Here is a 12,979-nt window from a genome sequence, read left to right as displayed (position 1 = left end):
TCAGATTCCTCCTTTTTGTTTTTCAATTCCGTACCACCGTTTCGCTTCCGGCAGACGGATGCCGAACTGATCGAGCGTCCGGAACACAATATGGTCGATCAATTCATCCATGTCAGCCGGCTTGTTATAAAATGCCGGCATCGGCGGAAGAATGACGGAACCCATTTTTGTAAGCGCTAGCATATTTTCTAAATGAATTTGGCTGAGCGGCGTTTCTCTTGTCAGCAGCACAAGTTTTTTCCGCTCCTTCAAGATGACGTCAGCCGCCCTTGTCAGCAGATTGTCAGCCATTCCGGTGCGGATGCTTGCCAGTGATTTCATGCTGCACGGAGCGATGATCATCCCGTCCGTTTCAAACGAACCGCTTGAAATCGCCGCGGCTTGGTCTTTGTGAGAATACGTATAGGATGCGAGTTTCTCGACATCTTTTAACGTATAATCGGTTTCATGTGTAATGGTGACATTTGCCCAAGGAGACACGACAAGATGGGTTTCGATCTTCGCGGCTTTTAAATATTCTAAAAGCCTGATCCCGAATATGGCTCCTGTTGCCCCGGTCATTCCGATGACGAGCTTCATATCGACCCCTCCTTTACGCTTGAAATGTGGTGTCAAAACCATCATACTCCTGATATATCCATATGAAAAATATTCGTTAAATCTATGTATCATACCTTAAAGGTATAAAAGAAAGGAGCGCGTTCTCATGGATATCCGGCAATTGCGTTATTTCATCACCATTGCCCAAGAGCAGAAAATCACGACGGCCGCCAAAAAGCTTCATATGGCACAGCCGCCTTTAAGCAGACAGCTGAAACAGCTCGAAGAAGAATTGGGCGTCATTCTGTTTGACCGCAATAAAAAGAAACAAATGACCCTTACATATGAAGGAAATGTCTTTTTGAAAAGAGCGAAAGAGATTCTTCATAAGTTTGAGGATGCCATTATCGAGGTACAAGAGCTGAAGGAGGCGGTGGCCGGGACACTTGCCGTCGGGTCAACCATTTACTGCGCCGCACTCATGCTTGAGAAAGTGTCACAGATGAAAGAGCGGTTTCCGCATCTCACCTTTAACATTTGGGAAGATGAGCCCGTCTCACTGCTCGAGCTTCTGGAAACCCGGCAGATTGACGCCGCCGTCACCACCACCTTGATTAAAAACGACGGAATTGAATCGAAGGAGCTTGAAGACATTCCGTGTGTATTGGTGCTGTCCGAGCATTCAAAACGACTGTGCGGAGAAACGATTAAACTGAATGACATCGCCTCTTTGCCTTTGATCCTTTTGCGCACCGTCAATGGAAGAGGTGTGTATGACCAAGTCCTCCAAGTTTGTGAACAGTACGGTCTCGACCTTCAGGTTGTCTGTGAATGCCATGACTCCGCGACGCTCTTGAGCCTCGTATCATCAGGGTTCGGCGCCACAATTCTGCCTTTGACGATGATTCCCGCCCATATGCGTTCGCATGTCAAAACGGTTATCATCGAAGACAACCCGTTTGTCATGACACCGGCCGTCATCTGGAGGAAAGACAGCTATCTGCCGAAGCCGGTCAGACAGTTTTTGGAATTATTTTGATCCGGAACACGAAGAATTCCCGCTTATGAAAACCAATTACTTGACTCATACTAAAAAAAAGTTATCCTTTACAATTGGGAGCTATTTTTTCTCAATAAAACTACTCAGAAAAGTGGGGAATAAAGAAGATGAAAAAAGCATTATTCGCTTTGTTCATGATGGTCAGCATCGCAATGCTTGCAGCCTGCGGAAACTCACAGGACAGCGGATCTAAGTCAAAAGACGGCGATCTTTGGGCTTCTGTCAAGAAAAAAGGCGTACTGACCGTCGGCACAGAAGGAACGTACGAACCGTTTACCTTCCATGATAAAAAGACTGACAAACTGACCGGATATGATGTTGAAGTGATTCAAGAAGTCGCGAAACGCCTCGGTCTGAAAGCTGACTTTAAAGAAACGCAATGGGACAGCATGTTTGCCGGATTAAACGCGAAACGGTTTGACGTCGTTGCCAACCAAGTCGGCAAAACAGGCCGTGAGAACCAATATGATTTTTCGGATAAATACACAACGTCAAATGCAGTCGTCGTGACGAAAAAAGACAGCACGATTGCGAAAGAGGCTGATGTCAAAGGAAAAACAGCGGCTCAGTCATTAACAAGCAATTACAATAAATTAGCGAAAGAAGCCGGTGCGAAAATTGAAGGCGTTGAAGGCATGGCGCAATCCCTTCAGCTCATTCAGCAGGGCCGCGCTGATCTGACTTACAACGATAAGCTTGCCGTACTGAACTACTTAAAAACGTCCGGCAATAAAAACGTGAAAATCGCGTTTGAAGCAGGCCAGCCGCAGCAGACGTATTTCGCATTCCGAAAAGGAAGCGGCGAACTTGTGACTCACGTCAACAAGGCGTTAAAAGAAATGAAAGAGGACGGGACTCTTTCTAAAATAGCGAAAAAATGGTTCGGCGAAGATGTTTCTAAGTAACATGCCGGAACCCGTGATTGCAACAGCCATTCCTTGGGATTTGGTGCAGCAGTCATTCTGGCCGATTCTTTCCGGGGGAATCTATTACTCGATTCCCCTTACCATTCTTTCCTTTATTTTCGGAATGATCATCGCGCTGATTACGGCGCTCGCCAGAATGTCAAATATGAAACCATTGAGGTGGGTGTTCAGCGTATACGTATCAGCGGTGCGCGGCACTCCTCTTCTCGTTCAATTGTTCATCATTTTTTATCTGTTCCCGACATTTAATATTACGCTGGACCCTTTCCCAAGCGCAGTCATCGCGTTTTCATTAAACGTGGGCGCCTACGCTTCTGAAATCATCCGGGCATCTATTTCATCCGTGCCGAAAGGGCAATGGGAAGCCGGTTATACGATCGGCATGACCTATCGCAAGACATTGTTCCGCGTGATCCTGCCGCAGGCGTTTCGCGTGTCCATTCCGCCATTATCAAATACATTTATCAGCCTGATCAAGGATACATCTCTCGCGTCACAGATTCTCGTCGCGGAGCTGTTCAGAAAAGCGCAGGAAATCGGCGCGCAAAACCTTGATCAAATCTTGGTCATCTATATTGAAGCCGCCTTTATTTATTGGATCATCTGCTTCTTGCTGTCAATCGTACAGCACGTGATCGAACGGCGTCTCGACCGTTATGTGGCCAAATAAGGAGGTTTCGATATGCTTTCCGTCAAAGGATTAAATAAATCATTCGGACAGAATGAAATTTTAAAAAAGATAGATATGGAGATAGAAAAAGGGAAAGTCATCGCCGTTCTGGGACCGTCCGGTTCAGGAAAAACGACGCTTCTGCGCTGTCTGAACGCGCTTGAGATCCCCAATCGCGGCGAGCTGGCATTCTCCGATTTTTCAATAGATTTCTCCAAAAAAGTGAAGCAGGCTGATATTCTTCGCCTCCGCCGCAAATCAGGCATGGTCTTTCAGGCGTATCATCTGTTTCCTCACCGCACGGCGCTTGAAAACGTCATGGAAGGACCCATTCAAGTGCAAAAGCGCGACAAGGAGCAAGTCAGAAAAGAAGCGATGGAGCTTCTGGAAAAAGTCGGACTCAAAGACAAAATGGATTTATATCCGTTCCAGCTTTCCGGCGGTCAGCAGCAGCGTGTCGGCATCGCCCGCGCGCTTGCGATTCAGCCCGAGCTGATGCTGTTTGACGAACCGACGTCAGCGCTTGATCCGGAGCTGGTCGGCGAGGTGCTCAAAGTGATTAAGGATTTGGCGAACGAGGGCTGGACGATGGTCGTCGTCACCCATGAAATCAAATTCGCGCAGGAAGTGGCCGATGAAGTCATCTTCATTGACGGCGGCGTCATTGTGGAACAAGGACCGCCGGAACAAATTTTCTCCGCGCCGAAAGAAGAACGCACGCAGCGGTTTTTAAATCGTATACTGAATCCTTTGTAGGAGCGGGAGAAGAAGCGAAACACTGATTTCGCTTCTTCTTTTTTTTGGCGGTTATGCTACAATGACAATTAATGAAATTTTATGAAAGAAGGGACCTCTTTGAAGCGGGAATTCTTGATGCGCTGGACGTTTTATTTTGCCGGTCTGTTAATTTTGTCTTTCGGGGTATCGTTAACCATTAAAGGAAAAGCTCTCGGCATCAGCCCTTGGGATGCCTTTCATTATGGGCTTTTTCAGCATTTCGGGCTTTCTGTCGGCCAATGGTCCATCGTGGTCGGCGCGGTCATCGTGGCTTTAACCTGCCTGTTCACAAGGACACTCCCGAAAATCGGCGCTATCTTAAACATGGTGCTGATGGGAATGTTTATTGATTTCTTTTCGTTTCTGCTTCCTGAGACGCACGCTTTTTCCTTAGCGGCCGTGTGTTTTTCTATCGGATTGCTGCTGATCGGCTGCGGCGTCGGTATTTACGTATCAGCAGGGCTCGGCGCGGGCCCCCGGGACTCTCTGATGATGCTGATATCTGAAAAAACGGGCTGGAACGTGCAATGGGTGCGGAACGGCATTGAGCTGACGATTCTTGCCGCAGCCTGGATGATGGGCGGACCGATCGGCGCCGGAACCATTATTACGGCTGTTTTGACGGGGCTGATTCTGCGTTTTTCTTTGCCGCAGTCCTCTAAACTGTTAACATACGCGATCTCCGGGCGGGCAACGTCCGTTCATTAAAAACAAAGCCGAAACGGTTTTGTTTTTTTATTTTCGGACAGCTTTCGCCTGATATGATAGGATGGTTTTGACAATATTTTCAGACGGAGGATCTGGACATGAAAATTTACGGAGTATATATGGACCGCCCGCTTTCTGCAGGGGAAGAGGATCGGATGATGGCGGCCGTGTCCGCCGAAAAGCGGGAAAAATGCCGGCGCTTTTACCATAAGGAGGATGCTCACCGCACCTTGATCGGCGACATGCTGATCCGCACCGCTGCGGCGAAGGCTTACGGACTTGATCCGGCCGGGATTTCATTCAGCGTTCAGGAATACGGAAAGCCGTACATCCCCGCGCTTCCGGACATGCACTTTAACATTTCCCACTCCGGTCGCTGGATCGTGTGCGCCGTTGATTCAAAACCGATCGGCATTGATATTGAAAAAATGAAGCCCGGCACGATTGATATCGCCAAACGGTTTTTCTCGCCGACGGAATACAGTGATCTGCAAGCGAAACACCCCGATCAGCAGACCGATTATTTTTACCACCTGTGGTCGATGAAAGAAAGCTTTATCAAACAGGCCGGAAAAGGGCTTTCCCTGCCGCTTGATTCATTCAGCGTCCGCCTCAAAGACGACGGCCATGTGTCCATTGAGCTTCCGGACGGGCATGAACCTTGTTTCATCCGCACATATGATGCGGACGAGGAGTATAAGCTGGCCGTTTGTGCGGCGCATCCCGATTTTTGTGACGGGATTGAGATGAAAACGTATGAAGAGCTGCTGTAAGCATGGAAAAAGGAGGGTGCCCCCCTCCTTTTTTGTCAGCCTGATATTTCCGCCTGTTTCTGCAGCTGCTTTGCTTCTTGATAAATTTCTTCGAACAGATCCGCGATGTGTTCTTCTTCAACACATGAAAATGCGATTCGCAAATCGGTTTCATTAATGGATATCGTCCCGATTCCTCTCTTTTCAAGCAACGATACTCTCAATTCGCCGGCGTTTATGTCTTTCAGCCGGACACACATGAAATAACCCGAGTTAAACGGATAAGGCGTCCATACGTCTTCATAGTGCTTGTTTTCTGCAAGAACGGCTTTCACTTTGTCAGCCCGTTTTTTCATGATGTTATATTTCAGCGATTTTTCTTTCTCGTATTCCGGTGACTGCATCGCCCGCAGCATAAACGTTTGGGACGGGTGCGGGGCGCTTGAAATCGTTCCCCTGATAATCCCTTTTGTTTTTTCCTCAAGCACGCGCAGCGCTTTTTCGCTTTTTGTGCTGTACGTAATAAAACCGACGCGGAAACCCCACGCGTAATTTTCCTTCGTTGCGCCGTCTATTTTTACGCAAAGCACCCGGTCGTGCACTTGGGCGAGTTTGCTGAAAATGGATTCCTGAATGGCCGTTTCATCGTAAAACAGATTGTAATACGCATCGTCTACGAGCACGACAATCTCTTTGCCGGCCTCCGCCGCCTCCAGAATCACGCTGACGATTTCTGCCGCTTCCTCTTCTCCCGGCGTATAGCCTGTCGGATTATTCGGGAAATTCAGCACGACAATCGCCTTTTCTTCCTGCTTTTTCAGCAGCTCGGACAGCCCCGCCGCATTAAAACGCCCATCCTGCTGAAAAAGCGGGTACGTCTCAATGGATGCCTTGCGCCGGACACCGAAAATGAAATTGTAATTCCCCCAATATTTATCAGGCAGAAGCAGCGTATCCCCTTCATTGACGAACAAGTCGGCGGCGATGCTCAGCCCGTGTGTTAAAGCGTTTGTCACGATCGGCGTGCTGATGTCTTTGCCGGCTAATGAAGGATTTTCGAGACGCATTTTTTTCAGCCATTCCTGTCTGAGCGGCTCTTTTCCCTGCGGCGGAGCATAATCGTAGATATCATCGGGGTTATAGGCGGACAGTGTCTCTTGAATATGGGAAAAGTGCATGGACTCGCCCTGTGAGGTGGCAATCCCGATCGTGGCATTATACTTTCCGGCCTTGGCTTTCGCTTCCGCCGATTGTGTCAGCACCCCTTTCGGATAAAACAACTCTCTGCCCAAATCAGAAAGCATATGAAGCACGTGCGGGTTTTCTTCAGATAATGTTCTGTTCAGCTCTTTTGCTGCATCATTCATGTACGACAATCCCTTCAAAATTATATTCCATCAAATCATAACATAAAATTTTTGATAAATGAGAAAACTCGCGGGCAGATTTTGTTACAAAAAACAGACAGCGAATGCTGTCTGTCATATCCTATAACAATTGGCCTGCAGTGCTCCTGTTAATAATCTCATAGATTCGTTCCGCCACTTTTTCAGTTTCACTTAATATGAACATGTGGCCGTCCGAAAACTCATGAAATACGGGATTGTCGGCCCATTTTTTCCATCCGTCCGCATCTTTGATACATTTTTTATCCTTCCGCCCGTTAAAAATATGGACGGGTGATTGAATGATGTGAGAATCAGACGGACGGAAGCTTTCAAGCGCGCGGTAGTCGGATCTGAAAGAAGGCAGGAAAAATGACATGACCTCCTTATTCTCCACTAACTCCTGCGGCATTCCGCCAAGCTCGATAATATGGGCGAGAAATTTTTCATCATCAAGATGAGACACTTTTTTCCTTTCCACATGCGGCGGCTGAATGGCTGAGATGATTACGGCCTGCGGGTAAATGCCCTCCCGCTCCAGCTTTTGCGCCAGCCTGAAAGCGACCATGCCTCCCATACTGTGGCCGAACAGCACAAACGGGCGGTCGGGATGGAGATTCAACTCCTGCTTGTATAAACTGACAAGCTGTTCAAAATCCTCAACGGCGGACATTTGATTTGTTCCGTGTCCCGGCGGTTCCGCGGCAAGCATCTCACACTCACCTTGAAGGTAGGTGTGGAGCGGGCGGAATGATGCGGAATAGCCTCCTGCGAACGGAAAACAGATGAGCTGCGTTTTTTCTGTGGTATCGAACGATTTAAAGAGCTGGACCATTGGCGGCTTCCTCCTTTTCTATCGTGAAGTTGTCAGCTTCGGATGTTCCTTCTTTAGGAATTCGAGCAAATATGCCGCATTCCTTTCAAGACATTCTCCCTGAAGCATTTCTGCGTGAGTGCCGCAGCCTTTTTTCACACGGTATTCACCTGTCGTGGCTTCCTCCCACGAAGCGAGCCACGGCGGCATCGCAAAGTCCGGTTCTGACGTTAAAAGATCTATATCCGCATTGACCCTGCCGGTGCTGACGGTATGCACGAAATAAGAATAAAACGCGTTTGTTTTTTTGGCGAGCCCTTCTTTGACGGCTTCATTATTCAGCGCTTCATTGTCCCGGTTTACCTTCATCAGCGCCTGGACATCACTTTCTACGGTGCGGCCTTCCAAGTCGCTGACGCCTTGTTTTTTATAGGAATCAACCATGATCAGCCGCTCCACTTCACGGCCCCCTGCTTCAAGCCGTTTGGCCGTTTCAAAGGCGAGCGTGCAGCCTGCCGAGTATCCGAACAGCTTGACCGGTCCTTCCGGCTGGAGCTGATTGATCAGCTCTGTGTAGCGTTCGATGCGGTTGTCTTCCTCGATAAAATCAAACGCACAGATTTTATAGCCGGACAGCTGTTTTGCCAGCGGCTGGTACATCAGCCCGTAACCGAGAACCGGCGGGAACGCAAACAGTGTGTCAGACTGATTTTTATTCATGATGGTGAGATCTTTCATTCCTTTTTCTTCACCGTGAAGCAGATAACCGGCAATGTCTGCGATTGTCGTCGCTTCGAATAACAGCTGCACCGGAATGTCCGTACCGAGCTCTTTTTTAATGCGCGACGCTGCCGTCATCGCTTTTAAGGAATGGCCTCCGAGCGCGAAGAAATCATCATGAATCCCGATCTGCTGTCTGCCGAGGATGTCGGACCAGATGTGTGCAATCGTTTCTTCCGTCGCGTTTCGAGGCCCGATCCATTCTTTGGCCGCCTGAGCCTGATCCGGTTTCGGCAGCTGCCGTTTATTGACCTTCCCGTTTGTCGTTAAAGGAAGCTCCTCTAAGAAAGTAAAGGTTTGCGGCACCATGTAAGCAGGAAGCTGTTTTTTCAGGTGCCTCTTTACGTCTTCAGCTGAAAGCGGCGTCCGGTTCACGAGGTAGGCGTTGATTGATGCATCTCCAGACTCATGGCGGTCTGCAACAACGACCGCATCTTTCACACCCGGGTATTCCTGCAGCTGCTTTTCGATTTCTTCAAGCTCAATCCGGTGTCCGCGTATTTTGACCTGATCGTCAATACGCCCGGCGTATTCAATTGTTCCATCCGGCAGCCAGCGTGCTAAATCCCCTGTGCGGTAAAGCATTTCTCCCGGCTTGAACGGATTTGGGATAAACGTTTGCTTCGTCAGGTCATGACGGTTCAGATACCCTTTTGATACACCCATTCCGCTGATGCACAGTTCACCGACAGCTCCAAACGGCTGAAGCTGATTTTGCCCGTTAAGAATATAAACACTGGCATTGCTGATCGGCTTTCCGATCGGCAATGAGGAAAGGGAATCCGGTATATCATGCACGACGTGAGCTGTCGCAAACACCGTGCCCTCAGTCGGCCCGTAGCAATTAATCAGCTTGCCGGGCCCCATGATCTCAAGCGCCTTTCTGACGTGAGGCACTGACGCGCGCTCACCCCCGAATAACACACAGCGAAGCCCCTTCAGCCACTCCTCTCCCGCATCGGTGAGAAGATTAAAAAGTGCGGTTGTCGCAAACATGACATTGACATTCTCCTGCCGGATCAGATCAGTGAGCCGTTCTGTATCAAGCAGTGTATGTTCATCTGCGATAATGAGCCGTGCCGCATTCAGTATTGATGCGTAGAAATCAAAGGTAAATGCGTCAAAGGCGTAATTGGAAACAGATAAGAACGTATCTTTTTCTGAAAATGCCATGTAGTCTACATGCTTGACCAATCCTTGAATATTGGCATGAGTGGTGATATTGCCCTTCGGCTTTCCGGTTGTGCCGGACGTATACATAATATACGCCGGATCATCGGGATCAATTGCGGCTGCAGGATCGCTTGCCTGTTCCTCAAACCGTGCTTGATCATCGATGATGAGTGTTGTTCCTGTATACGGCAGCTGAGCCGCTTTTTCTTTCATCTCCTGATGTGTCAGCAGACAGGCTGCCGCACTGTCAGCCAGCATGTACGAGATTCGGTCCTCCGGCAGCTTCGGATCAACCGGCAGATAAGCCGCTCCCGCTTTTAATACGCCGAGAATGCCGATCACCAGCTCAAGCGAGCGCTTCGTGTACAACGCGACAACAGTGTCCTTACCCGCACCTTGCTTTTGCAAACGGCGCGCAAGACGGTTCGCTTCCTCATCTAATTCACGATAGGAAAGAGTCTGGCCGGAATACGTAAGCGCCGGTGCATCTGGATTTACATTCACCGCTTCCTTGAACCAATCTGTCAGAGGCTTCGCCTGATGAGTCTGAGCCGGCGGGTTTAAGCCGGTAAGCAGAAGCTCTCTTTCCTTTTCATCAACAAGTCTGATCGTATTGACAGGCTGATCCGGCTTCTGGATGAGCTGCTGAATCGCTGTGAGAAGCTGAGATTTTAAGCGCAGGATAAACGCCTCATCAAACACATTCCCGTTATAGGCAAGCTTAATCAGCATCTCATCACCTGGAGAAGCCATCAGGTTGAGATCATAATTCGATTTCTCAAAAACGTGTACATCCTCCATATCAAAGCCGTTTTCACTGTTCTCTTCATTTTTTGCATCCTGAAGCGGATAATTTTCAAACACAATGATGTGGTCAATCAGCTTTGGCTGATCGGCCTGGCTTTGAATATCATAGAGCGGCACATATTGATGCGGCTCAGACTGCAGCGATTGTTCCTGCAGCTGCTTGAGCAAGCCGTTAAATGTGGTATCCTCAGACAGCTTCACCCGCCTCGGGACAGCATTGATAAACAGCCCGACCATATGTTCAACGCCTTTGATTTCTGCGGGACGCCCGGAAACGACTGTACCGAAGATCAAATCGCCGGACTGCTGGTAGCGGCTGATTAATACACTCCAAACCGCCTGCAGCGCCGTACTCAAAGTGGTATGCTGCGATTTTGCAAGCTCGGTAAATGCTTTTGTTTCCGCCTCCGGCAGTGAGAAGAGCAGCTCTTTCGGCTCATAGCCGTCCTTTTGTTTCTTTCTTTGCTCCGCAAATGTCGTTTGTCCTTCAAAATCTTCTAAGTACCCGCGCCAGTAATGCAGTGATGCTTGTTTATCCTGCTTTTCAAGCCACTTGATATAGTCTTTATACGGTTTGACCGGCGGCAGGCTGTACGGCTTTTGTTCGCGCAGGGCATTGTATACCTTAAACAGATCCTGCACGACGATGCCGAAGCACCAGCCGTCCAAAATGATGTGGTGGTAGCTCCACACCCATTCAAAGCTTTCTTCCGATTTTTTAAAAATGGCTGCCCGCATCGGAATATCCCGCGTCAAATCAAAACCCTTGATCTTATCCTGTTCTTTGTATTCATTGATTTTGGCTGTTTGCTCGCTGTCCGTTACATGTGTCAGATCGATTTCTTCTATCTGAAACTGCCTTTTTTTCAATACGACTTGGACCGGCCTTTTTACTTTTTCGTGAATGAACACGGTACGAAATACATCGTACCGGTCCATGATCACATTCATGCTTTCTTCAAGGCTTTTGATATTCAAGCTGCCTTTTACTTTCATTGTCATTTGTTCGATGTAAAAACTTTGGCCGGGATTCAGGAGAGTATGAAACAGCATTCCCTCCTGCATCGGCGACAAATAATACATGTCCTGAACCTGATCTTTGCTGAATTGGCTCATCTGCTCCGCTCCCCCCTTCTGTTATCTGTTTTTGTCACGTTAAATTCTCCTCAAGCATGTCAAAGATGTCTCCCATTTCATCCATCTCAAGATCCTGCGCGCTGAAATCGCTCGGCGTAAATTCTTTCTCCTCTTTGGCCGTGCAATGGCAGATGATCATTAAGAGATTGTCTTTAAACCGCTGCATCTGTGTTTCGACGGTGCTTCTTTCATATTCTTCCTGATTGTATGAGCAGGAAATGACGAAGCGGCCGCCTGTAACCATCCCGCTGAAGCTCAGTGCGTATAACGCCTCTGACTCTTCGCTGACTTGACGTCCCATATCATATGGAGACGGCTCAAACCATTCCGTTTTCACTTCATTGTCAAACTGCCCCAAGTAGTTAAAACTGATTTCAGGCGCGGCGCCTTTTTCTGTTTCATCGGATGACAGATACCGGAGAATCCCGTAACCGACGCCTTTATCAGGAACTCGCCGCACCGTCTCTTTTACCGTTTTAATGACGGAAGAGACGCCGTCTTCCTTGCTGATCTGCAGAATCAACGGATATTGGGCCGTAAACCAGCCGACCGTCCGTGAAATATTGACATTCGGTATGATTTCTTCCCGGCCGTGTCCTTCTAAGTTGATGCCGACTTTGCCGTTTTCCGTCCATTCACCGATCGTTAAGCCGAGCGCGCTGAGCAGAATGTCGTTGATTTCCGTCCCGTACGGATGATGAACATCTGTGAGCAGCTGTGCCGTTTCTTCCTCAGTCAATTCACATTTCACGGCCGCCGTATGTTTGACGAGCCGTTTGTTCGGATCATGGTCTTTCGGCAGCGGCTGAAGTTCTTCCGCATCTGCCTGCGCCCAATAAGCCGCCTGCTTTTTCAGCTCTTCTGATTGCGCAAACGTGTTCAGCGCCTCCGCCCAATCTTTAAAGGAGTGGGTTTTTTGCGGGAGGACGATGCTGTTTTGCTGCTGCGCCTGTTTATAACCTGAAGCGAAATCTTCAAGCAGAATTCTCCATGAAACCCCGTCCACGACGAGATGGTGAATCGCGATTAACAGATGATCGCCTTGTTCTGTCCGGTATTGCTCCGCTTTTAACAGCGGGCCGTTCTCCAGATCCAGACTTCCCTGAAGATGATCGGCAAGCCGTTGAATCTGGCTTTTCAGCATATCCTCGTCAGTTCCGTACAGATCAACGATTTCAAAGCTTGCCTTGCATTCTGTGACAGGGAGGTATGTCTGAATGATGCCTTCCCTTTCTTCACGGTAAACCATGCGGAGCGCATCATGGTGTTCAATCAATGCTTGCAGGGTTTTTTCCACCAGGTCCGGATCAAAGCCGTCTTTCGCGTGAAGCATGACGGATTGGTTCCAGTGGTGTTTGTCCGTGAAGTTTCGTTCAAAGAACCAGCGCTGGATCGGCGTTAAGGCCGCTTCGCCTTCGACAGGTCCCTGGTCGGCCTGCTTGCCTTCCGT

11 protein-coding genes are annotated in these 12,979 nt (G+C 48.7%); 6 read left to right on the top strand and 5 right to left on the bottom strand.

All coding sequences use genetic code 11. The features are described from left to right. Positions 1-615: a non-oxidative hydroxyarylic acid decarboxylases subunit B gene (locus G9F50_RS16345; RefSeq protein ID WP_098080970.1), complete on the bottom strand. Its 615-nt coding sequence runs from the start codon at positions 613-615 to the stop codon at positions 1-3. A gap of 91 nt (positions 616-706) precedes the next feature. Between G9F50_RS16345 and G9F50_RS16340 the strand changes: the two genes are divergently transcribed. From G9F50_RS16340 to G9F50_RS16315, 6 genes are all read left to right on the top strand, one after another. Next, positions 707-1,579 carry a LysR family transcriptional regulator gene (locus tag G9F50_RS16340; RefSeq protein WP_060563067.1) on the top strand — a complete coding sequence of 291 codons (873 nt, stop codon included), beginning with the start codon at positions 707-709 and terminating at the stop codon, positions 1,577-1,579. Positions 1,580-1,707: 128 nt separating this feature from the next. Next, positions 1,708-2,505 carry a cystine ABC transporter substrate-binding lipoprotein TcyA gene (gene tcyA, locus G9F50_RS16335; protein WP_003156373.1) on the top strand — a complete coding sequence of 266 codons (798 nt, stop codon included), beginning with the start codon at positions 1,708-1,710 and terminating at the stop codon, positions 2,503-2,505. Beyond that, positions 2,492-3,196: an amino acid ABC transporter permease gene (locus G9F50_RS16330; protein ID WP_003156375.1), complete on the top strand. Its 705-nt coding sequence runs from the start codon at positions 2,492-2,494 to the stop codon at positions 3,194-3,196. The genes tcyA and G9F50_RS16330 overlap by 14 nt, the downstream gene beginning before the upstream one ends. A gap of 12 nt (positions 3,197-3,208) precedes the next feature. After that, complete coding sequence (gene tcyC / locus G9F50_RS16325; RefSeq protein WP_025284215.1) at positions 3,209-3,952, top strand: cystine ABC transporter ATP-binding protein TcyC; 744 nt, start codon at positions 3,209-3,211, stop codon at positions 3,950-3,952. 117 nt (positions 3,953-4,069) lie between these two features. Continuing rightward, positions 4,070-4,681: a YczE/YyaS/YitT family protein gene (locus G9F50_RS16320; RefSeq protein WP_023356699.1), complete on the top strand. Its 612-nt coding sequence runs from the start codon at positions 4,070-4,072 to the stop codon at positions 4,679-4,681. Between the two features lie 98 nt (positions 4,682-4,779). Continuing rightward, positions 4,780-5,454, top strand: a complete 675-nt coding sequence (locus tag G9F50_RS16315; RefSeq protein ID WP_024084876.1) for a 4'-phosphopantetheinyl transferase family protein — start codon at positions 4,780-4,782, stop codon at positions 5,452-5,454. Positions 5,455-5,489: 35 nt separating this feature from the next. On the opposite strand, the gene G9F50_RS16310 is transcribed toward G9F50_RS16315, so the two are convergent. From G9F50_RS16310 to G9F50_RS16295, 4 genes are all read right to left on the bottom strand, one after another. Continuing rightward, positions 5,490-6,800 carry an aminotransferase class I/II-fold pyridoxal phosphate-dependent enzyme gene (locus G9F50_RS16310; protein WP_012116776.1) on the bottom strand — a complete coding sequence of 437 codons (1,311 nt, stop codon included), beginning with the start codon at positions 6,798-6,800 and terminating at the stop codon, positions 5,490-5,492. A 121-nt stretch (positions 6,801-6,921) separates the two neighbouring features. After that, positions 6,922-7,653 (bottom strand): surfactin biosynthesis thioesterase SrfAD, encoded by a 732-nt coding sequence (srfAD, locus tag G9F50_RS16305; protein ID WP_012116775.1) that lies wholly within the window; start codon positions 7,651-7,653, stop codon positions 6,922-6,924. An 18-nt stretch (positions 7,654-7,671) separates the two neighbouring features. Then, the gene (gene srfAC, locus G9F50_RS16300) at positions 7,672-11,508 is read right to left on the bottom strand and encodes a surfactin non-ribosomal peptide synthetase SrfAC (protein WP_060563066.1); all 3,837 of its coding nucleotides are present in this window, start codon (positions 11,506-11,508) and stop codon (positions 7,672-7,674) included. Between the two features lie 34 nt (positions 11,509-11,542). After that, on the bottom strand, positions 11,543-12,979 hold a 1,437-nt coding region (locus G9F50_RS16295), incomplete at its 5' end, for a condensation domain-containing protein (protein ID WP_260399195.1).

The organism is Bacillus sp. EKM206B (genome assembly GCF_011066015.1).
Classification (GTDB): Bacteria; Bacillota; Bacilli; order Bacillales; family Bacillaceae; genus Bacillus; species Bacillus velezensis.
Note: the sequence above shows the minus strand (reverse complement) of the source record. Positions and strands in the feature narration are given on the sequence as shown.